Source organism: Propionivibrio sp. (genome assembly GCF_047602565.1).
Classification (GTDB): Bacteria; Pseudomonadota; Gammaproteobacteria; order Burkholderiales; family Rhodocyclaceae; genus Propionivibrio.
In genome coordinates this window covers 776,001-795,331 of record NZ_JASGGX010000001.1, presented here as the reverse complement: position 1 = coordinate 795,331, position 19,331 = coordinate 776,001, and the positions used below count along the sequence as shown (strand labels likewise).

Below are 19,331 nucleotides of genomic sequence, written 5' to 3'. Positions count from 1 at the left end.
GCATTCAATCAAGGGCAGCGAGAAAGGGAGGCAACATGGGAAAGCTATTCAACCTGAAAGAATGGCTGACGGTGGCTGATGCTGCCCAGCATCTTTCAATCGTATTCGGCGAGGACGTAACAGAAGCCGACGTGTTGCGCCTAGGGCTTGATGGACATTTACGCCTTTCGGTCTATTTTGTGAATCACGCGAAGGCGCGATGCGGCAAGGTCATTCCTTGGGAAGAAACGGATTGGTGGCTGTTTCCAGATTCGGATGATTTACCAGGGGGGAAAATAATGAAGTGGGGCGAACAACTTATTACGAATGAGTGTCGCCCATGTCCTACCAAACTGGCAGCTCTCTACAATGAATATCCTGTAAATGAGCACAAGAACTACTGTCCGATGATGCTCAGCCTGAATATCGACGGCGAGCGGTTCCTGACGCTGGACAAAACTGTTACGACACTGCGGGGAGTGTGGGACTTGCCGATGATCGGCAATGAACAACTGGACATCGAGCACTATTACCAGAATTTGACGGGTGGCCCGGGCCTGACCCTTCAAGGTTTGGATGGTGCTTTTGTGGAAGGGAGCGATGGGCGAGTATGCCAGCTTCAGGAGCATTTCGACGAAAACGAGTACCAATCTGGTTCAAGCGCCCAACTGGAGAGATTGGAACAGCACATCGCGGATAACAACATCAAGGGTGCCGAGGCTGAATCGTTGTTGAATCGGCACAAGGAAAAACGGAAAGAGTTTCTCGAAAAGCAAAGAACACGGCCCACGGAAAATAACTATTACCCCGCATGGGGACTGCCGGAAGATGCTGTGATCGTGGTTCGCACCAAAGCCTTGCGCGAATTTGAACAGTCGGTGAATGGGGCACCGAATGGAACAGAGAAGCCGATTGCAGCCAGCGAGCGCTATTCCCTGCTGACCATCATCGCGGCACTTTGTGAGTACTCCTCGATCAAGCTACAAGAGCGCGGGGCCGCCAGCCAGATAGCCAAGCTGACGGAGGAAATTGGGGCGGCCGTATCCGACGACACCGTGCGGCGGGTACTGGCAAGAATCCCCGATGCCCTTGAATCCCGCATGAAATAATAGAGGCATGCCGCATGCGGTTTTTCTGATTCCGCATGCGGTCAATGTCGCTATCGGAGAACGGAGGATACGTCCGTCTTAATCTGAACAAGGACGGATGTAAATGAACCAACTTCCGGAGACTGGTTTCCTGCGCCTGTCGCAAATCATCGGTGACGCCAAGCGTGGCATTCCGCCGATCATCCCTGTATGCCGGGCAAGCTTTTGGTATGGCGTGAAGTCCGGAAAATATCCGAAGCCGATCAAACTGGGCGCCAGAACGACCGTGTGGCGCGTCGAGGACATCCGCAAACTGATCGCCGAAGCCTGCTGAGCTTCCGTTATGGCCCGCCATCAGATTCGCGGCGACGCCGGGCGGTGTCCTCGGATGCAGTTCCATGCGCCGGTTCGGTTCGAGAACATCCGCGGCCCGTGGCGCGTGTCGATTGCCCTTGAGGCGCCCATTGTCACCTGGGGCAGGAACGAGCGCTGTTTCGCCTACCTTCACGACTTTGACTTGCGCTCCGTGCAGTTGATCCTCGATCACTGCCGCCAGGCTACATGGGAGCGGCGTGGGGCAATCTCCTTTCCATTCGGAGGCGCGTGGTGACCCCGCGGTTCGCGATGCTTCCGATCGAGGCGCTGGCCGATCGGCGCCTGACGTATCGTCAGCTTGTCGTGCTGGGGGCCCTGTGCTCTTTCCGTGACGGCGCCGATACGTGGGAGGTCAATCCAGGCCGTGATGCGCTTTCTGAGCGTTGCGGGTTGCATCCCTCGGTGATCAGTACCGCGACATCAGAACTCGAACGTCTCGGATGGCTGCGCAAAGATGGTAAAGGCGGTTACTCCAAAGCCACGAAATACATCATCGTTATCCCGGAAACCGTAGCGCAACCCGCAACCGTTACGGAATCCGCAACGGTTGCGCAACACGTAACGGTTACGGAATCCGCTAGGGGACCCCGTTGCGCATTACGCAACACGCAGCGTGTTGCGGAATACGCTACACGCAAGGAAGAGAGAGACCATTCTGAAGAGAGAGACGCGTGTGTGGAAACGGGCTCTCTTTTTCGTTTGGAAGACGAAGTCCCGGCAGGCCTCGACCTGGATGCCTGGAATCGTTGGTTGGCCTATCGCAAGGAAATCCGCAAAGCTATCAAGCCAGCGTCGGTGCTGGCCGCCCAGCGCCAGCTGGCCGGATTTGGAGCGGATCAAGCGGCGGTCGTCGAACAGTCGATCGCCAACGGCTGGCAGGGGCTGTTTGCCCTGAAGGCTGAAGCGCAGGCGACTGGACGAGCCCGCGGTGCGTCAGGCCCAGCCGTCACCATTGGCGCACCAGCAGCTATTCCTCCAGGCGCGACACGGACCCGAGGCGGTATCCAGGAACGCTTCACCGAGACGATGGGCTGGGTACCGACATGAACCCGAAGACGCTTCCCTACGGCGGGCGTGAAATCGCGGACTTGCGGCGGGTCGGGAAACGTCCCGCTGACCTGGTTCTCGTCTCGCTGATCGGTCCGCTGCGCGAAGTGAATCCCGTCATCGTCGCCAATCCTTCGCGGGCCTACGACTGGACATTCCTCGTCGACCTGCCGGTGCTGGTGGTCGCCAACACCGACACCGACAAATCGGTCGTGCGTCGCGTTCTCGAAGCGCTCAAGGCCTTGCCGACCGCCAGCCTTGCCTTGTGGTTGGCCGACCGCCAGGACGGGCGGAATTTGATCGTCGAAGGCGTCAAGGCATGTCCTCGTGGCCTGCTGCGGTACATGGGCGCCAACGAACGCCGGCAATACGCCGGCCTGGGCTTGCAACAGGATGCGGAGACCGTATGCGCGTGATCGACGATGCCATCGACTTCGACGCCTACCTGAACGGCCCGGACGAAAGCGCGTCGGTACGGCCGGCCAGTGATTGGCTGGCCGACGTTCTGGTGGCATTCGAGCAGCCTGCGCACCTCTCTGGCGCGACGCTGCCCTGGTCGACCACGCACAGCGTCATCCGTCTCCGGCGCGGCGAACTGACGATCTGGCCGGGTATGTCGGGCCACGGCAAATCCATGCTGATCGGCCAGGTGGCGCTGCACCTGATGGCCCAGGGCGAGAAGGTCTGCATCGCCAGCATGGAAATGAAGCCGGCCGCGACTATGAAACGGCTGTGCCGGCAGGCCTTCGGCTGCAATGCGCCGTCTCGGGGGGACATCGAGGACCTGCACCACTGGACCAATGGCCGGCTGTGGCTGTACGACCAGCAAGGCCAAGTCAGCCCGGAGCGGATTCTGGCGGTCGGCCGGTACTGCCACGACAAGCTCGGCGTCACGCACCTGGCCGTCGACAATCTGCTGAGTTGCGGCATTCCCGAGGACGGCTACGACCAGCAGAAGCAGTTCGTGCTCAGCCTGGCAACACACGCTCACGACACCGGGCAGGCGGTTCATCTGCTCGCCCACAGCCGCAAGGGCAAGGATGAATTGACCCCACCCGGCAAGTTCGACGTGCGCGGCTCGGCATCGATTACCGATCTGGCCGACAACGTCTTCAGCGTCTGGCGCAACCGCGGCAAGGAACTGGCGCAGGACGACAACCGGCACGACAAGGACGACGAGGAAGACGCCTTGCTGATCGTCTGCAAGCACCGGCACGGCGAATGGGAAGGGCGCATCCGCCTGTGGTTCGATCGGCGCAGCCAGACGTTCCTGCAGCGCCCTGACGAGCAGCCGAAGGCCATGAATCTGATCAGCGACGAAGATACCGTGGAGTTCTGACATGGCAACCGTGACCAAGAAATTCCGAGACGACTTCGAAATCTGGGCCGGCCATCGCATCGCCATCGGGCAATGGACCCAAGCGGAGATAGCCGACTTCAAGGCCATGCTGCGCACGGATCTTGAGCCTGGTCCCGATCGGTTGCGGGTGGGCGTGAAAGTCATCCTTGCGACCGGTGTCGAGGTTCTGGCGGCAATCGATGATCACGAGGAGCGGTACCGGCTGTGGGCCGATTTCTTTGCCGCGGAGGCGGAAGCGATACGCCATGCTGTCGGAGAAAACCGATGACAGGCCTTCCCCACAAATCGGCCCACCTCAACGAAGTACCGCCGTTCAACTTTCTCGCGCCCGGTGTGAGCCTCGAGGAAGCCGTCACGAACGCGGCAAGACACCACTGCATCGTTGATTTGGCCGGGCAACTGACCCTGTTCTGGGAATTGCGGCATACGGTTCTCTGCGCGGATTCTGAAACGACGGTGCCATGACGAAGCATCTGGAAAGGAAAAACCACGGAGACAGATGCCCTCGGAAACATTGATTTCCGTGGATACTACTTTGGATACCTGTGTTTGGATACCAACGTATCAGCTTTGGCGCTGATCCCGTCGGCCAACCGTCGAGCGTGAAAATCAGAAGACCATCCGATTCCAATCCTCGTGAGAATACGTTTCTCGCCACGCCGATTTTAGCGATGGATCGCCGCCAGCTATGTTCGGGCTTGGTGCAGAAAGAGATTCAGCAACCGTACCGCTTCTTTCCATTGACGATACGGTATCTGCCACCTCTTGGACCGGTGTAGCAGGTGTTATCGACCTGGTTATAGAGGGGCGTACTTGATGCCCCTTTCTGAGCCGGCTGCTGGGGTGATTGTTGAGGCCTATTCGGTGCGCTGGCAGGAGCCCTGTGGCAATGGTAATCCCCGGTTTTTCGGTTGAAATGGCAGCCGTCAGCGTTCAGCCCGCCGCCATGGGCTACGGCAAATCCAGGGCACAGTACCATCAGGAAAATAGCGGCCATCGATCGATGACTCTTCATCTTGTTTTCTCCCTGACCTGTGATACATGGCCCAGTTAAGCAGTGCGGACGACGCAAATCAAGAGGGCGAACCTGAACACACGTGATCTACGGCGGCGACCAGATACCGACTCAATCACCAACCGACGCACCGGGAAGGTAATCGCAGCTAGGCCGCACGTATTCAATCGTTCCTCGCTGCCCGTTTCCTGCGCTTACTAGCTTCTTCAATCATTCGTTTCAAGAGGACCGTCGCGCTTTCCGGCGGCTCTCGCGGCCCATGGACCCGTTCCGCCGGAATATCGATCTTCACCTTCTTCCTGGGCGTGTATTTGGCATCCGGGAGCACAAAGTACGTTCGGCCGTGCTTTTCCGCCGGCGGCGTAATGAAGCCTTCCCTCGCCCAACGCCGGAGGGTGTTGAGGCACGGCGCCTTGTCTCCGTAGATTTCGATTGCCCAGACTTCCAGAGGTATCAGCCTTGGTGCCATTTCTCGATCTCTTTCACGACGAGAGGTGCGCGTCGAACGGTGTCATTCAAAAATCTCGAGTTCGACTGTACGGCAGTTCGAGCAGATGAGAAAACCCCAGCGTGAAGGCTGGGACTCTTGAAGAGGACTGCAGTACTGCACTCGGGGCGCTAGCGTGGCGACTTCGCTTCCCGTGCTTACTGTTTCGCCAAACGTTCCTCCTGACGCAGATACAGCATCGTTTTTGCGTCACTGGATATGCGCGATGCGTCATCTGCACTAGTCGGTGACAATTTGGCGCGTGGCTTCTTGGACCCGGTGTTCTTTGGCGGCAAGATGTCGGAAACAGGGCGAGTCTCGGCCCAGGCGATCAGTTCTCCATATAGCCAACCTACTCGTCGGACAGAAAGCCTTCTGGCCTTTGGGAATGTCGGATCATCTCGCGTCAGCGCCTGGAACGTGGATTCAGACAAAGAGAGCACGCCGGCCGCCGCGGCCAGATCGAGACAAATCGGAGCTACGATGATGTGTTCCATCAGTTTTCGTTCCTCACTGCATCTTTAGCACATGCTTCACCTTGCAGGCTGGACAGGGTAGCCGGTCAAAGCACGTGGACCATGTACGCTTAGAAATTCGAAACCCCACTATCGGAAGGGGAAAAAAACCCGCCACACGGGCGGGTTGCAAAGTTGGGCTGTTGTTATTTCGTAGTGGAAATTATGCTGTACGCCACATCTTGGTTTTGATGCTCAAGTATCACGGCGATGAGGGATACGACCTCCGCCACTGATTGCATCGCGTCTTTGATTTCGCTGGAGGGAACGTCGTCCTCAGGAATCATGGCCACTTGCTGCATCATGAATGCCAGTCCGCGGAGAACTGTTGTAGGTCGCATATCGAGGAGTGACGCCGCAGCGCTGAATGCCTTCTCGTCGTTCTGCTCTGCGGACCTAGCCAAGGTGTCCCAAGCCGCGGCGAAACTGAAATACTCTTGTGATCCGGTATCAGTAGTCGCGCTCATGCTTTCGTCTCCTTGCGTTGCTTGGTGGAACGCTCCGCCAGGCGCGTGCTCAGCATCGTTTTTGCGTCACCGGATACGCGCGATACTACCGCGGCTGTTTCGACCAGATCGGAGAAGAACCACAAGAGCTTTGCAACCGATTCCGAATCCTGGAAGTTACCGGACGGGATCTTGTGGGCTCCATCCTCGGCGACTAGGCACCCAATGCCCATCATGACTTCGGCCGTGTTTCCCAGGGTTCCATGCAGGTCTGAATAGCTCAGTTGCTCAAGCTGCTCGTCGGTCAAATACTTGACGACATCGGGCCACAGCGTATTGATGATTTTCGCGGCGCTCATGCTGCACCGCCTTTCAAAGCCTCGACCAGTTTTTCATTGACCACGCCGTATTCATCAATGGCCATGTTTGCCAATCCATGAGCATGCTTAAGGAGATCCGGTAGCGTGTCATTCCACAACCGCCGGCCGTGGGCATATCCGCCACCGGTCTTGATGTCATGGCTTGGATGTGTGTCTTGGTGCTCGGGCGACCGTTCGAGTGCGCAAAGAATCTCGGCCGCATTGAGAATTGCGAGCACAGCTTTCATATCGGAATCCGCAATCAATACCGAATTTTCAACGTCGAGGAGCAGCTTTTGGCTGTCCTGGTTTTGCGCTTCCGCACGGGGGCTTTTGCTCTGTGCTGCTCGGGTAGTGGCTTTTGCCATGATGTTCTCTCCTCTCAAAGTGCCTTGACACGCACATCCAGATAGCAGGTCGATTTGTTGCACTCGGCGATTTGCGTTTCCGTCAGAAAGGTCTTGACCTTGGCTGCATCCAGGCTGCAGCGCGTCACCCTGTTGATCGTCACGCGCGCCGATGTGGTCTCGTGTTGTCCCTCGCCGAGCAGTTCGATGGCCTCGACCTTGATGATTTCCATTTCGGTCTTGAGCTTCGCCATTTGCTGCGATAGTGCGAGATAGCGGTTGATGACGTGAGTACGCTTTTGCGTGGAGATTGATACAATTTGGGCAGTCGCCATGATTTGGACTCCAGGTCTGATTAGGTGATGAGAGGCCCGGTTGGTGTTGCAAGCACCGCCGGGCTTCGCTATTTCCAGGCTGTCCCGGCCGCCTGGTTGCCGATCAAGCGCACTGTGCGACGTCAGGGCCTAGGTTCCCGTCGATCCGGCCAGTTGCCGATGCTCGCGCTTGATTCTTTCGGATTGGATAAAGAGCGTTTCGTGCTGCGATGGGCTTATAGTATAAACTGCTACATTTGGTGTCAATAGTAATTTGTGCTATAATTAACAGCACCAGCATTGGAGGTTCTATGGCACCACTCAGCAAAACCCAGCAAGCTTTATCGCTCATGGAAAGCGAAGGAATAGGCGCCAGCGAGGCCGCGCGTCGTGTTGGCATCAAGGCTGGTACCGTTTTGTCAGCAGTTATGCGGATGAGGGGAAAAGAAATCTGCCCCTGTTGCGGCCAAGTTGTACGGGAGGGGTTCGAGATCGACCACACAGTTCTAAAGGTCTCTGAGTAACTCGTCAGCCGAAGAGGGCTCGGAACAAAAATTTCTACCGGTATAAACCGAGGATGGAGGAGAATCGAGGAGCAGCGCAACAATGCATTGCACGAATTTTCGAACAGAAGACCATCGGTCATCTATATGACATTTTCTGCGGTTTTGGATATTCGAAAAACGATCCTCGGTTTCTTCGCTGTCGCACTGATCAGCATTAATGTGCTGGCCGACGTCAGTTATCGAAGCCCGGTTTATCGTGCCGGCGTTCACAGCCCGGCAACCATCACGATATTTGGGATGATTCAACCACTAGACCTGCAATCATTTAGGCAGGCGCTACAACAGGTTGAGCAAGATGCATCCCAGGGAAAGATTCTTGTAAGAACAGCGAGCGGCTTTCCAGCCTTCGTCACCGAACTGAATTCAAGGGGCGGAAGTTTCGTCACGGCGCTTCTAATCGGAGGGCTAGTGCATGCCAGTGAGGGCAGGGTGGTTGTCCATCAGGACGCTATTTGTGCCAGTTCCTGCGTATTTATTCTGGCTGGAGGCGTAACACGGTACTCAGTCGGGAAAATAGGTATTCATCGGCCTTACGACTCACAAGATGAAACTACAGATCCGGCCAGGCAGAAAAGCAAGTATGCCAAGATTGAAAAAGCGGCGAAGGCATATCTCGATAGCGTGAATGTTCCCAGTCGACTTTATGATCTGATGATCCGTATTCCTCCCGAAAGAATTCGGTGGCTTTCTCAAGATGAATTGACTGAATACGGGCTCAACGAGGATGACCCCTACTATCAGGAAGCTGAAAACACGAAGACTGCTAAGAGCTTTGGAATCAGCAAAGCAAGGTTGATGAAAATATACGCGGATATGGATAGAGCTTGTAAAAATAGCGTTGAGAGTGACGAGTGCGTATGGGAGTTGTACAGATAGCTTAAAGTTGTTAGCTGGCAATGATTTTTTTGTATTTTGGAAAACATCTTTTATGGTCTACGAGCCTATGCTTTATGCGGAGATACCCCTGCCATTTCTCAATGGGGCAGATGAAGAAAGAATCGTAGCATTCTGAGTTGAGATCACCTCTACACATAGATTTTATATATTTGTAAAATTATGACGAATACTAATCCGAACCGAAGGATAGAAATATTCAGAATGGTATTTGATTTTCTCAAACACCTTACTACCCTCAGCTCAGGCTCGATTTTGCTCATTCTTGCTCTCATTGAAAAGTTCGCAAACGAGCCACATCTTTCTCAGTCATTATTCCGTTCCGCTGCCGCTTTTTGCGTCGCGATCCTTTCAGCTCTCGTTGCGATGGCTGTGGTGGCTTTTAGCGTCGGCGGTGAAAAGCCATCGTCTAACGAAGCCAATGTGCTTGCTTGGGGCTTTACTATAGCTGGGGTATGTTTCTTTTTTGGCATTATGCTTGTCGGACTCACCGTGCTGCGCATAAGCATGTAATCTCGATCAGCCTCTACAATAGGGTCAAAGCCAAACTGGCTGGTCTAAAGAGCAACATCCTCATTTATAAATTACAGCCGTTGTCTTTGTTTTCGGCTCTTCGGCATTGATGATGCTTCCGTTGTCGGTCATCACATATCCGGGCATCACATTCCCGACATATTTTTGTCCGGAAAAAAAATTAACATCACTTGACATCTTTGGACATTTTCACTGCTTGAAATTTCCATGAAACCCTTGCCACTACTGGCTGTTGTGCGATTCGAGTAGTTTTTGGTGTTTTTCAACAACCTTTCGATAATCTGAACTCAAAAGTGTCGAGTTGCGTTAGCGAGGTGCCGCTGCCCGACTGCATGGATTTCTAGTGCAACTTCCGATGTAACAGCGACTGAACCTATGGGAATTTGCTGTTACATCGGCTGTTACATCCTTTCCTTTTCCTTCTGTGCCGCCTGCGCATCCTTCACCGCGCGTTTCAGCAAGTCGTTCCGCTCCACCGTCAAGCCGTCGAGCTTCTGACGTTTCTCCAGAGGCATCAGACCGACGTCCCGGCGGACCTTGCGCATGTCGGCATTGAGCCCTTGCAGGTTCCTGGCCGCATGTTCCAGCGGTTTGGCTTCTCCGGCCATGGGTGACACCTCCTTCTCGTCGGCCAGATCGGAACGGCCGATCCTGTCCAGCTCACGCAACGTTCCCTGCAGACGTTTCGCTTCGCCCAGCATCTCGTAGAACTGCGTCTCGTATTTCGTGTGCTGGGGCGGTTCCTGGCTGTAGAAGCGCCGGATCACCGGCATCTGGTCGGTGCGCATTTCTGGTAGCTTGTCGCCGAAGAACGCCTTGTCGGAGAGCATCAGGCCGTACATCGCCCAGGTATTGAGATAGCCGCGCAGCAGCGCTTCCGCACGAACCGGGTTGAGTTGCAGCGACTCCGGCAGGTTGCGCATTTCCAGTCCGATCGCCTTCATCGTCTCGCTGGTCGTCGGCTTGGCCCGGAGGAACGGCTGCACACTGTCCAGGCCCGGCGTCTCGATCGGTGCCTTGGTGAAGCTGTTGCGGTTGGTCGCCTGCTCGTACAGCGGCGCCAGCAGTTGCGGCATGAAGTTGAGATTGAAGGTGTTGCCGATGATCCGGACGAGATCCTTGCCCAGCCCTTGCGGATCGCCGTCGAGGGTTTTCTCCAAGGTGCGTTCGGCGACGGATGCCACCGAACCGATTTCCCATATTTTGGGATAGCGGAAATGCTTGTCGCCGACGAAGAAATGCCAGTTCGTGTCCCGATCCCAATCCGGCAGGTCTTGGTAACGAGGATCGTCCCGGTTCAGCAGGTAGAGCCCGACAGACGACAGTGCCACCATGGCCGTCTTCATGCCGATGGCGGCCCGGTTCGGATCGTGCGCTATGCCACGGAACAGGCGATCCATGGAAACCACGGCCGGGCGCAGGAACATCACCGTGTCGTACATGAAGCCCAGCGCCTTGGAATCCCCGCGCATCGCGAAGTCGGTCGAGACTTCCCGGGCCTGGTACGCCGCATGCCGCGGATGCTCGCCCTTGTCGATGGCGCGCTTGTATTCCCCGAGGCGGGTCAACGTCTCGAAGGCATCGCCCAGGGTTTCGAAGAAGGACATGATTTTGTCCGGGGCATCCAGAACGGTCCGGTAATCGATGCCCTGCTTCCGGTAGAACTTCTCGAGCTTGGCGCGCAGCCTCCCCTCATCGAGATAGATAGAGGACAGACCGCCACCGTTGGCGATGTAGTCCTTGTAGATTGGATCGTTCATCATCCGCAGGCGCATGCCCTGCAGCGAATCGAGGACGGGCCGGAATCCAGACTGGCTCATGATCGAGCCCATCAGGGTATCCCGCGCGATATTGGCCATCATGAAATCCGGGGTCATCGTGATCGATGCCTGGCCGATGCGCTTGGGCAATCCCAGCCATTGCGTCAGCCAGCGCGTCGGCGGCCGGTCGATCGCCGTCAGAGCCCGGTACAGGATCGGATCGGCTACTTCGTACCAGACCGGCTTGCCGCCCTTGAGCACGGCCACCACGTTGCCGCCCGCCGGGGGCTGTCCATGAATCAGGAACTCGAAGAAGGCCGGCGCCTCGCCGTTGATGGCGATGCCGTACTTCTCGAGCATCGCCTTGAGCACCTGGTCGACGGCGACCTTCACGGGACGTGCTTCCGGGTCGATCTTGACCATGAACCGGCCGCCGCCTTCCCGGCTGGCCAGTTCGGCAATCTTCAGGCGCGCCTCGTTCTTCACCGCCTTGTCGATCAGCATCGCGGCGTTGCCGACCATATTGCCCAGGACGTCGCGGATGTTTTCGGTACCGCCGGTGAGTTGCTGGATACCGGCCCAATCGCCGGGTTTCCCCTTGAACCCACCCGGCTGGCCCACCCGATGGAACGGCAGGTATTGCGTGCGCTGCCACAAGGTGCGGGCCTCGGGGTTGATCACTCCGGTGGCCTCGGCGAAATCGAGCACCCCTTTGTTCCATTGCTGGTAGTCGGCAAACGCCTTTTTCGCCACCGGCGTCTCCAGGCGCAGCATGGCGTCAACCTCGCCACGAGTGAAGAGATGTTCCCGGCCCTGGCCCAGCAATTCGTTCGCCGACCGGCCGACGAAGTAGAGCAAGGCATCGTCGAGGCTTCCGGAAACCGGCTTCAGGATCGCTTCGAGCCCCTTGCCCTGATAGGTAAAGGAACCGTCCGCCTTCCTGACAGGGTGGCCATAGCGCACCGCGCCGTCGGCGATCGACGCGGAAGCACGGGACAAGCGAGCGGTTTCGTAGGCGCCGACCGACGCCAGTTTGCCGTCGGAGAGTCCGCGTTCCATGCGATAGACGCCGTGCAAATCGTCCGCGACCGACTGCCGGAAGTTGTCCCAGAGGCCGTTCAACGCATCGGACAGCGGGCGATGGTCGCCGATCTTGGAACGCGCCCGGTTGATGGCATCCTGGCCGAACCAGTCACGCATGCCTTCGCGCGCTTTCAGCAGGGCAGGACCGTATTCGTGCCGGCGGGCGAAACCATCCAGCCACGCCGCCACTCTGGGGGCCTTGGCTTTGAGGACGTCAGGCTGCGTCATCCACAGACGGACGCCCTCCGCAAACCCCTCATAGACCTTCGTCCGGTCGTAGCTGATGCCCCGCAGTTCGTCGGCCAGCGCCTTGTCCTGCCTCCAGGCGGCCGAGATTTCCGGCACGCGGTCATCGAGCAGGTGGGCGATTTCATGCGCGGCCGTCTCGAGGTCGGCGTGTCTCTTGATGCGCACCTCCTGCACATTCGGGCGGAAGAAGCCCAGACGGTTCTGGCCCTGCACGCGCCCCTCGTAGATCGACGTACCCAGCGCCTTGGCGAAGGGAACGAGGATGTCTTCCCGACGGATCGGTGTCGATTGCCGAGCCGTTGCCGCTATCGCCTGGCCGACAGGGTCGTCCTTGATGAAACCGGTGTGGTTCGCACCCGGGGCGAATGCGTTGCGTGCCTCCGGGCTCTCTCGTGCGTCGGTCCGTTCCTGCAATGCGCGCGTTCCTGGGCCGATCCCGGTGCCAGGTTCCAGGCGGGCAGTGGCCGGGTTTTCGATCAATCCGCGGCGCACGGCTTCGGCATCAGGATTTATTGATCCAAGCGCCTTGGCCCGTATCGCATACGAACCGTCGCCCGAGGGGTGTGGATAGGCTTCGACCGGTAGTCCCCGCTGCGTCAATCGTTTTGCCAGTTGTTCGACGTATGCCTTCGCGTAGGACCGGAACGGTTAACTCCCCTGAGCCGATACGGGCGGCCGCTCGCTTCTCGGACTCGTCGCGGCCGTATGCGGGACTTCGTCGAGCGAGTCTTTCAGGAAATCAATGCGTGCCGTTGTACCCGCCGGCTGATCGCTGGCATTCTTCCGCTGCAGGTCGACCAGCATGCGTTCCGCCGCATCAACGGCTCGGGACTGAATGGCCCTGGCATCGAGCCTTCCCGCCTCACCGTCTCTGGCTACCGGCGTTACCGGTCGGTCCGCCGCTTCCGGGCGGTGTGGGCCGGGGTCGGCAGTTCGCCGTTGAACGAGGGTTTCCGGTACTTCAACGCGCCCCTCGCGAACCCATGCCGCAAGTTTCTGGAGTTCGGTGTGGAAGGAAGAGCCGCCGCTGACATCGACCGTCCTCGCGGCTGTCGGCGATGCCTCCGGCCGTCCGGAGAACGCTTCGGCCGTTTTTCCATGCATCCCTCGGATCGGTTCGCCGGCGTCCAGTGGCACGAAACCGCGCGGACCAGGAGTCTGGACAGTGGAATCAATACCGCTCCGCGGCGTTTCCGCGACGCTGGCGAGGTTTTCTCGAGCCGGGGCGGCTCTGGGTGTTCCCGGAGTGCTTTCATTCGAACTGTGCCACGGAATGACGGTTTCTTGCCCCGGAGCGGAAGGACGGAACTCGTTGCCTCCGGCCGGGCTGATCTTGTCGCCCATGAACTCCGCGCTCACCGTCTGCCCGGGCTCGGGTGTGGAGGCGCGCTCGAACGTCGGTTCGACACGCTCCGCCGCGGAACGGGTGTTGAGCCCACGCGCGGCCTTGACAGCCGGGCCGATGGCCATGGGAAGGGCGTTGATCGCCGTATCCACCGCCGTCGCGGCCAGTGGGCTATTCGTCGCTTCGAGTGTTTTGCCACCGGTCCATTGCCCAGCTTCCGCCAGCTTCTCGAAGGGTAGCATCGCCGTCTCGGTCAGGTACTTGCCGTGCTCGGTCACCGGCTTGTACGTCAGCGCATCGTTCACCGCATGGACGACATTTGCCGGTTCGGCATTGGTCAGCCCCAGGGCTTTGCCTGCCGCCGCGCCCAGCCCGGCAATCCCGGCCACCGGCAGGGCAACGCCCTGCGTCAGAAGATTCATGCCGGTTTCCACGACAGGATAGCCGCGAGCGATAGCCCCCATGGTTTTGGCCGCCGGCGCCAGGTATTCGCCAAAGCCCTTGTCGGCCGAGTTCCCGGAATCGTCGGACCCCAGCGGGATGAAGCCGCGCCGGTTGCCTTGCGTACCGGTTTCGGAGGCCGACAGGGGAATGAAGCCGCGCGCCGATGCTGCCGGCCCCGGTGTTGCTGCTCCACGGGTGTAGGAAGGCGGCTGCTTGCCGAAGCGTGTCAGGTATTCCGACTCGAGCGCTGCGCGGTTTTCTTCCGGCATGTCCTCGTCGAATTCATCATGGACCAGATCCTCGGCCAGGGCATCGCGGCCTTCCTGTTCGGCCGGGGATACGCGCGGGAAGTCGGCGGGAGAGGGCATGCGGCTGGAGTTCAGGGGAACGAATGGCATGGCCGACCTCACTGGTAATGGCCGACCAGCTTGCCGGTGCCGTCGAAGACCTCGGCACCCCGCGCAGTCTGCTTGCCAAGTCGAAACCCACGCATCGCCGGATCGGCCTGGAAGCGTTGTACGACATCATTGCCGCCCGCGGTTGCCTCCGAAGCCTGTCCGCTTGATTGAGCGTCGAACCATGGGTCATTCCCGTAAAGCCTGCGGCTGGCCAGCAACAGTTGGCGCGCCAGGGTCGGATCGAAATCGGCGTTGTCGCGCCCAGTGTCGGTCGCCCGTTGCGTTTTCCGGCGGATTTCTTCGGGGCTCATTGCCTTCAGGCGATTGCGCGCCGCCATGACTTCGTAGTTGTGTAGCTGCTGCGCCTCCGTCAGGGGTTTCGGCGCCGAGGCGCCGACCTGGTGCGTCAGGCTGCCATCCTGGCCGATCCGGTACAGTTGCTCGCCGGCCCCCAGCCGCACGTATTGCTTGCTCGGGTCCGGCTGCCGGTAAGCCGCTTCCGAGGCCTGTCTCGCGTCATTCACGAGGATGTCGTTCATGGTCTTATAGTCGGCTTCGGCGCGCTTTGCTTGTGCGGCACGCTCGTCCTCCGCGGGCTTCGAGACCATGCCGAGAAATTTTTCCGCATACCCTGGGTCGATTGCCGCCAATCTCCCGTAGATCGAGCGCACGATATGGTCATCGATCTGCGCATCCGAAAAATCCCGCATTCCCGTCTGCGCCCCATCCGCATCGAAGAACAGGAGTCGAGCGCCGGACGGTGTTTCTTGGACGGATACTTTGTACCCTCTGCTTGATCTATCCTGGGAACCGAATCCAAAATCATTCAAAAACCTAGTACGGCGGTCAACTTCGGCCTGGGCTACGGATTTTTTAGTAGAGAGGCCATTCCTCGCAACATAATTCAGAAATCCATTTTTAATGTTGCCCATCGGGCTGCCCAGCAGGGTCTCCGGACCAGCCGCGTACCAGTCATTCAGGTATTTAAACTTGCCTTGCCGGTCACCGGTCAGGAGCGGCAGGTTTTCCGAAATGATGCCCGTTGCCTTGGCTTCGCGTTCATATTGCTCGCGTGCCTTGCGCATGGCCTCGTCGTGAGTTTCCTGCGACCGGTCGTTCTGCGCCTTGAACAGTTGGAACTGCTGGTCCTGAAAAGTGTTTTGACGCTGCAATTGCTGCTGCTTGTTGTACTCGTCGGCCCCGGCACCCAGTGCGATGCCGAGATTTCCGCCGAGGAAGCCGCCGCCCGCCATTTTAGGTTCGGGACTATCATCATCCTCTTCCACAAGAACAGCAGTTGTCGGATCGAACTTCATTGCGCGCTCCTTTCGCTATTGCCGCGACGGGTCGTAACGCTGCCTGCGGAACCATGACGTTGTTCCCCAACTGCGACTTGTACATCAGGCCAGGCGAGGCGACCGTTCATCAGTTTTTTGGGCGTGACGCCGAAGTAACTGCCGGTTTGGCAGAGGCGGGCGCGCACTGTTTGGGCTCGCACTTGATTCAACTCGGCGAATTGTTCCGCGCTCAGGGTATAGATCAGTTCCCCTTCTCTGGTTTTAGCCATCTTCGAACCTCCGAAATTAAGAAGCTGCCGCGCGTAGCTCGAATGCGTAGCAGGCGAATGCCAAAATATTCGCCCTCGTCCATGTTGAGAAGGCGCGAGTTACAGACATCGCTGAACTCGTTGCCAGGTGTTTCGGTGGCCGCGTGCCTGGGCCTGGCGATATGCGACTCGCCTTGCGTCTGTCCGTCAGTGGGCGGATTAACTTACTTTGTTTGCTTTAGGGGGCCACTCAGCGCATCATGCGTCGGCATCATGAATATGGAGCTTCTTCCATGCCTTTGAGCGAGGACGAACAGACAGCCCGGATAGCAGAGGCTTTATTTATTCACAGAATGGAGCTGTCTCCTGAAATTCATACCATCCTGTCTATCACTCTTGAGAATCTGCGCTGGTTCAAGTTGCTTTGTGCAAGAGAATCGATCTCTTTTGAAGAAATAACTCCCGAGTTCCTGATCAAGAAACTTGCCGGAAAAGAAGTCCATCCAGAGGACCTGCAGGCAGTACAGGCGGAAGTGAGAGCAGGTTTAGAAAATGGCGAGTTGCTTCGCAGGTCAGGCCGAGTGCGCCGTAAGCGGGGCTAGGGTCGATGGTTACCTCATACTGCCTACGGCGTTGGATTGATTGTGGGGTGGATGCAACGTCACACGACTAAGCTGAGTGGGGGTATTTTTGGGGGTATGTAATAAATATAAATCTGTGAAATACTTGCCATTCAAGGAATGTAGAGATTTATTCGATCCCAGTACCGCCATAAGAATACGCATTAAATTGAAAGGCTTACATCGATCGTGCTGTCTGGTTGAATCGACAGCACAAGCGACGTAAGCCTTTGTTTTTGCGCGTTATGGTCGCGTGCTATTAGACAGACAGATTTTTCGCCTCCGCTGGCCACGCACGGTCTATCAATTCGCCACTCCCTTGAACTTCCCCCATGTCCGGGCGCCAGCTCTGCCGAGCATACCCGTCACGAGTACCATCAGCGCTTCGACGTCGAGCAGCGGCGTCTGCGACAAGTTTTCGGCCAATCCGGCCGTTAGCCTGATAGGCAGTAGCGGGCAACAATGCGCTGCTTACCTGCCGTTCAGCCTTGAGATGGCCTGATCGGCCGCTTCTCTATTCTGCGAATGCGAACAACACTTTGCAAGCAGCCGGAAAGCAGCCGCTCACCGCATCGGCTTAATCCCCGTCAGAAATATTTCTAAGAACGAAATTCTGTCCACGCACGCGGGGCCACCTCTGATCGCTATCCGAGCACTCTCGACGGAAGACGAGCCGCTGAACGCTGCGATGGGGAAAATGCACGCGATGCGGCCATTACAAGTAGTGCTGCTAAGATAAGCCTTGTTGATCACAAAATTTTGCGAGTAATCGACCACGTGTTCCAATAAGACATAACAATTCATGCCCGAACATTCGACTATTAAGTTATCGGCGTGCATTGCGCCTTAAGTGCAAATGCCAAATGAACATATCTGCACAAAGTTCAGTCAGGAGAGAGATTTTCAGAAGCAGCATGATTTTTTCATGCTCAATTCTGGTTGTATTCAGTATTTTTCTCTCGAATATCCTTTACCGCTCTGGGATATCAAAGGCGACCGATATTATCAAGCAGAGGAATTTCGCTGTTAATTACTTCATCGATGGCTATTTTTCCGAAGTAAACAACACTATTGAGATTCTGGCAGACAACAAGGATGTTCAGAACATCCCTTGGCTTGATATGGCAGGCCGAGAGCGAGTTCTGAACCTATTTAAATCCTTTACAAGGGCCAACCAGAATCTCACCTATATATATTCGGGATACGAAAACAAGGATCTGGTAATCAACGATTACGCCCCTCCCGATGGGTTCGATTCGACATCGCGGCCATGGTATCAAGCGGCGATGGCTGTGAAACCAAAACTATTAACCGGCCTTCCCTATCAGGATATAAAAGACAAAGCATGGCTCTTTGCAACCAGCAAGGCCTTGCTCAGCGAGGAACATGGTTACTCTGGCGTCGTGTCGAGCGATAGTTCCGTTCAAATGATCGTTGATATGCTCAATCAACGGGGAGAGGTATATAAATCATCCTACAGTTTTGTGACGAAACTCGACGGTGAAATCATTCTTCACCACAACGGGGATTACCTACAAAAGCACATATCGGAAATTACAAGCACTCCCCAGGCTTTGGAAGAAGGAGGGGGTAGCATTACCTACGATCTGGACGGCAAAGACAAAATTGCCTGTTACAGCCGTTCTAAAGAAACCGACTGGCTGGTCTTCACGGTCGTTGATAAAAGTGAAATCACTACGCCTGTCATTTGGCAGATATTCTTTTGCATCGCACTAACAGGCCTGATTGCTGTTTTGCTGGGTCTCGCTCAGAGTGCGTTGCTGAGCCGGCGATTTTCAACCCCACTGCTTGAACTGCGGGAGAAGGTCAAATCCATCATTCGCGGAGATCCTGAGAACGATTCAGACTACAGCTATCCGAAAAACGAGATTGGGATCATCGCCAGTGAGGTGGAACAGTTGGCCGCACACGAATTCTATACACGATCCAAGCTGCTTGAGGATGCGAATAAACTTCTTGAAGAAAAGAACCGGGAATTAGAAAGACTGTATATCACGGACTGGCTTACCGGGCTGTACAACCGTCATAAAATGGAGGTCAATCTCGAACAGGAACTTCAACGCTCAGTGCGATACAGGAGCGTATTCTCGATTGTCCTATTCGACATTGACTGGTTTAAGAAAATCAACGATACCTACGGCCACCCGGCTGGGGATACTGTACTTCGAGAACTCGCACTGTTGCTCAGAGCTAATTTGCGCGTGACAGAAATCCCGTGTAGGTGGGGAGGAGAAGAGTTTCTTATCTTGTGTCCTGAGACTCACCAGGAAGAAGCCAAGGCACTCGGAATCAGACTCTGTTCATTAGTCGAGAACCATCAGTTTGCAATAGATACACGGGTTACGATCAGCGTTGGCGTTGCGGAATTCACGGGTAATGAAAAAATCAATGAGTTGATCAAGCGTGTGGATGAGCATCTCTATGCTGCCAAGCACAATGGCAGAAACACTGTCATAGCGGGTTGAAGATGGCCAAGTGAGATTTGTAGCGAGCATGATTGCCCCGTTACTGCCCTTGGCACCGACCTCATCCAACGGCT

General features: G+C 56.6%; 22 protein-coding genes. 11 read left to right on the top strand and 11 right to left on the bottom strand.

Annotation, left to right across the window (positions count from 1 at the left end; translation table 11 throughout):
* Positions 1 to 35: 35 nt before the first annotated feature.
* The 7 genes from QM701_RS03610 to QM701_RS03580 all read left to right on the top strand — a co-directional run bounded on the left by QM701_RS03610 (position 36) and on the right by QM701_RS03580 (position 4,314).
* Complete coding sequence (locus QM701_RS03610) at positions 36 to 1,088, top strand: hypothetical protein (protein ID WP_415165728.1); 1,053 nt, start codon at positions 36 to 38, stop codon at positions 1,086 to 1,088.
* Positions 1,089 to 1,191: 103 nt separating this feature from the next.
* On the top strand, positions 1,192 to 1,401 hold the full coding sequence (locus QM701_RS03605; RefSeq protein ID WP_415165727.1) for a helix-turn-helix transcriptional regulator: 210 nt from the start codon (positions 1,192 to 1,194) through the stop codon (positions 1,399 to 1,401).
* Between the two features lie 272 nt (positions 1,402 to 1,673).
* Positions 1,674 to 2,489 (top strand): helix-turn-helix domain-containing protein, encoded by an 816-nt coding sequence (locus QM701_RS03600; protein WP_415165726.1) that lies wholly within the window; start codon positions 1,674 to 1,676, stop codon positions 2,487 to 2,489.
* Positions 2,486 to 2,905, top strand: a complete 420-nt coding sequence (locus QM701_RS03595) for a hypothetical protein (protein WP_415165725.1) — start codon at positions 2,486 to 2,488, stop codon at positions 2,903 to 2,905. Before QM701_RS03600 ends, QM701_RS03595 begins: the two co-directional genes overlap by 4 nt.
* Positions 2,896 to 3,828, top strand: coding sequence for a DnaB-like helicase C-terminal domain-containing protein (locus QM701_RS03590; RefSeq protein WP_415165724.1), 933 nt, complete (start codon positions 2,896 to 2,898; stop codon positions 3,826 to 3,828). Before QM701_RS03595 ends, QM701_RS03590 begins: the two co-directional genes overlap by 10 nt.
* Position 3,829: 1 nt before the next feature.
* Positions 3,830 to 4,117, top strand: coding sequence for a hypothetical protein (locus tag QM701_RS03585; protein WP_415165723.1), 288 nt, complete (start codon positions 3,830 to 3,832; stop codon positions 4,115 to 4,117).
* The gene (locus QM701_RS03580; RefSeq protein ID WP_415165722.1) at positions 4,114 to 4,314 is read left to right on the top strand and encodes a hypothetical protein; all 201 of its coding nucleotides are present in this window, start codon (positions 4,114 to 4,116) and stop codon (positions 4,312 to 4,314) included. Before QM701_RS03585 ends, QM701_RS03580 begins: the two co-directional genes overlap by 4 nt.
* Positions 4,315 to 4,564: 250 nt before the next feature.
* Here the strand turns inward: QM701_RS03580 and QM701_RS03575 are convergent, their stop codons facing one another.
* The 7 genes from QM701_RS03575 to QM701_RS03545 all read right to left on the bottom strand — a co-directional run bounded on the left by QM701_RS03575 (position 4,565) and on the right by QM701_RS03545 (position 7,353).
* Positions 4,565 to 4,828: a YHYH domain-containing protein gene (locus QM701_RS03575; protein WP_415169338.1), complete on the bottom strand. Its 264-nt coding sequence runs from the start codon at positions 4,826 to 4,828 to the stop codon at positions 4,565 to 4,567.
* A gap of 199 nt (positions 4,829 to 5,027) precedes the next feature.
* Positions 5,028 to 5,333, bottom strand: coding sequence for an excisionase (locus QM701_RS03570; protein WP_415165721.1), 306 nt, complete (start codon positions 5,331 to 5,333; stop codon positions 5,028 to 5,030).
* A 176-nt stretch (positions 5,334 to 5,509) separates the two neighbouring features.
* Positions 5,510 to 5,848: a helix-turn-helix transcriptional regulator gene (locus tag QM701_RS03565; RefSeq protein WP_415165720.1), complete on the bottom strand. Its 339-nt coding sequence runs from the start codon at positions 5,846 to 5,848 to the stop codon at positions 5,510 to 5,512.
* Positions 5,849 to 6,012: 164 nt separating this feature from the next.
* Complete coding sequence (locus QM701_RS03560) at positions 6,013 to 6,333, bottom strand: hypothetical protein (RefSeq protein WP_415165719.1); 321 nt, start codon at positions 6,331 to 6,333, stop codon at positions 6,013 to 6,015.
* On the bottom strand, positions 6,330 to 6,671 hold the full coding sequence (locus tag QM701_RS03555) for a hypothetical protein (protein ID WP_415165718.1): 342 nt from the start codon (positions 6,669 to 6,671) through the stop codon (positions 6,330 to 6,332). Before QM701_RS03555 ends, QM701_RS03560 begins: the two co-directional genes overlap by 4 nt.
* On the bottom strand, positions 6,668 to 7,039 hold the full coding sequence (locus QM701_RS03550; RefSeq protein WP_415165717.1) for a hypothetical protein: 372 nt from the start codon (positions 7,037 to 7,039) through the stop codon (positions 6,668 to 6,670). The genes QM701_RS03555 and QM701_RS03550 overlap by 4 nt, the downstream gene beginning before the upstream one ends.
* Positions 7,040 to 7,053: 14 nt before the next feature.
* On the bottom strand, positions 7,054 to 7,353 hold the full coding sequence (locus QM701_RS03545; protein WP_415165716.1) for a hypothetical protein: 300 nt from the start codon (positions 7,351 to 7,353) through the stop codon (positions 7,054 to 7,056).
* 629 nt (positions 7,354 to 7,982) lie between these two features.
* On the opposite strand from QM701_RS03545, the gene QM701_RS03540 reads away from it, so the two are divergent.
* Both QM701_RS03540 and QM701_RS03535 read left to right on the top strand, forming a co-directional pair.
* Positions 7,983 to 8,774 carry a hypothetical protein gene (locus tag QM701_RS03540; protein ID WP_415165715.1) on the top strand — a complete coding sequence of 264 codons (792 nt, stop codon included), beginning with the start codon at positions 7,983 to 7,985 and terminating at the stop codon, positions 8,772 to 8,774.
* A gap of 222 nt (positions 8,775 to 8,996) precedes the next feature.
* Positions 8,997 to 9,305: a hypothetical protein gene (locus QM701_RS03535; RefSeq protein WP_415165714.1), complete on the top strand. Its 309-nt coding sequence runs from the start codon at positions 8,997 to 8,999 to the stop codon at positions 9,303 to 9,305.
* A 422-nt stretch (positions 9,306 to 9,727) separates the two neighbouring features.
* Here QM701_RS03535 and QM701_RS03530 read toward each other — a convergent pair whose 3' ends face one another.
* The 4 genes from QM701_RS03530 to QM701_RS03515 are packed head-to-tail and all read right to left on the bottom strand — an operon-like array spanning position 9,728 to position 16,172.
* Positions 9,728 to 13,018: an LPD38 domain-containing protein gene (locus QM701_RS03530; protein ID WP_415165713.1), complete on the bottom strand. Its 3,291-nt coding sequence runs from the start codon at positions 13,016 to 13,018 to the stop codon at positions 9,728 to 9,730.
* Positions 13,019 to 13,066: 48 nt separating this feature from the next.
* Positions 13,067 to 14,605, bottom strand: a complete 1,539-nt coding sequence (locus QM701_RS03525) for a hypothetical protein (protein WP_415165712.1) — start codon at positions 14,603 to 14,605, stop codon at positions 13,067 to 13,069.
* An 8-nt stretch (positions 14,606 to 14,613) separates the two neighbouring features.
* Positions 14,614 to 15,921 (bottom strand): hypothetical protein, encoded by a 1,308-nt coding sequence (locus QM701_RS03520; RefSeq protein WP_415165711.1) that lies wholly within the window; start codon positions 15,919 to 15,921, stop codon positions 14,614 to 14,616.
* Positions 15,918 to 16,172 carry a hypothetical protein gene (locus QM701_RS03515; RefSeq protein ID WP_415165710.1) on the bottom strand — a complete coding sequence of 85 codons (255 nt, stop codon included), beginning with the start codon at positions 16,170 to 16,172 and terminating at the stop codon, positions 15,918 to 15,920. Before QM701_RS03515 ends, QM701_RS03520 begins: the two co-directional genes overlap by 4 nt.
* 272 nt (positions 16,173 to 16,444) lie before the next feature.
* Between QM701_RS03515 and QM701_RS03510 the strand changes: the two genes are divergently transcribed.
* The gene (locus QM701_RS03510; protein ID WP_415165709.1) at positions 16,445 to 16,753 is read left to right on the top strand and encodes a hypothetical protein; all 309 of its coding nucleotides are present in this window, start codon (positions 16,445 to 16,447) and stop codon (positions 16,751 to 16,753) included.
* An 881-nt stretch (positions 16,754 to 17,634) separates the two neighbouring features.
* Positions 17,635 to 19,257 (top strand): diguanylate cyclase, encoded by a 1,623-nt coding sequence (locus tag QM701_RS03505; protein ID WP_415165708.1) that lies wholly within the window; start codon positions 17,635 to 17,637, stop codon positions 19,255 to 19,257.
* The last annotated feature ends 74 nt before the right edge of the window (positions 19,258 to 19,331 follow it).

Excerpts from the sequence above, each read along its gene's own strand:
- QM701_RS03610 (WP_415165728.1), top strand. The coding sequence starts at position 36 with ATGGGAAAGCTATTCAACCTGAAAGAATGGCTGACGGTGGCTGATGCT.
- QM701_RS03605 (WP_415165727.1), top strand. The coding sequence starts at position 1,192 with ATGAACCAACTTCCGGAGACTGGTTTCCTGCGCCTGTCGCAAATCATC.
- QM701_RS03595 (WP_415165725.1), top strand. The coding sequence starts at position 2,486 with ATGAACCCGAAGACGCTTCCCTACGGCGGGCGTGAAATCGCGGACTTG.
- QM701_RS03590 (WP_415165724.1), top strand. The coding sequence starts at position 2,896 with ATGCGCGTGATCGACGATGCCATCGACTTCGACGCCTACCTGAACGGC.
- QM701_RS03585 (WP_415165723.1), top strand. The coding sequence starts at position 3,830 with ATGGCAACCGTGACCAAGAAATTCCGAGACGACTTCGAAATCTGGGCC.
- QM701_RS03580 (WP_415165722.1), top strand. The coding sequence starts at position 4,114 with ATGACAGGCCTTCCCCACAAATCGGCCCACCTCAACGAAGTACCGCCG.
- QM701_RS03575 (WP_415169338.1), bottom strand. The coding sequence starts at position 4,828 with ATGGTACTGTGCCCTGGATTTGCCGTAGCCCATGGCGGCGGGCTGAAC.
- QM701_RS03570 (WP_415165721.1), bottom strand. The coding sequence starts at position 5,333 with ATGGCACCAAGGCTGATACCTCTGGAAGTCTGGGCAATCGAAATCTAC.
- QM701_RS03565 (WP_415165720.1), bottom strand. The coding sequence starts at position 5,848 with ATGGAACACATCATCGTAGCTCCGATTTGTCTCGATCTGGCCGCGGCG.
- QM701_RS03560 (WP_415165719.1), bottom strand. The coding sequence starts at position 6,333 with ATGAGCGCGACTACTGATACCGGATCACAAGAGTATTTCAGTTTCGCC.
- QM701_RS03555 (WP_415165718.1), bottom strand. The coding sequence starts at position 6,671 with ATGAGCGCCGCGAAAATCATCAATACGCTGTGGCCCGATGTCGTCAAG.
- QM701_RS03550 (WP_415165717.1), bottom strand. The coding sequence starts at position 7,039 with ATGGCAAAAGCCACTACCCGAGCAGCACAGAGCAAAAGCCCCCGTGCG.
- QM701_RS03545 (WP_415165716.1), bottom strand. The coding sequence starts at position 7,353 with ATGGCGACTGCCCAAATTGTATCAATCTCCACGCAAAAGCGTACTCAC.
- QM701_RS03540 (WP_415165715.1), top strand. The coding sequence starts at position 7,983 with ATGACATTTTCTGCGGTTTTGGATATTCGAAAAACGATCCTCGGTTTC.
- QM701_RS03535 (WP_415165714.1), top strand. The coding sequence starts at position 8,997 with ATGGTATTTGATTTTCTCAAACACCTTACTACCCTCAGCTCAGGCTCG.
- QM701_RS03525 (WP_415165712.1), bottom strand. The coding sequence starts at position 14,605 with ATGCCATTCGTTCCCCTGAACTCCAGCCGCATGCCCTCTCCCGCCGAC.
- QM701_RS03520 (WP_415165711.1), bottom strand. The coding sequence starts at position 15,921 with ATGAAGTTCGATCCGACAACTGCTGTTCTTGTGGAAGAGGATGATGAT.
- QM701_RS03515 (WP_415165710.1), bottom strand. The coding sequence starts at position 16,172 with ATGGCTAAAACCAGAGAAGGGGAACTGATCTATACCCTGAGCGCGGAA.
- QM701_RS03510 (WP_415165709.1), top strand. The coding sequence starts at position 16,445 with ATGCCTTTGAGCGAGGACGAACAGACAGCCCGGATAGCAGAGGCTTTA.
- QM701_RS03505 (WP_415165708.1), top strand. The coding sequence starts at position 17,635 with ATGAACATATCTGCACAAAGTTCAGTCAGGAGAGAGATTTTCAGAAGC.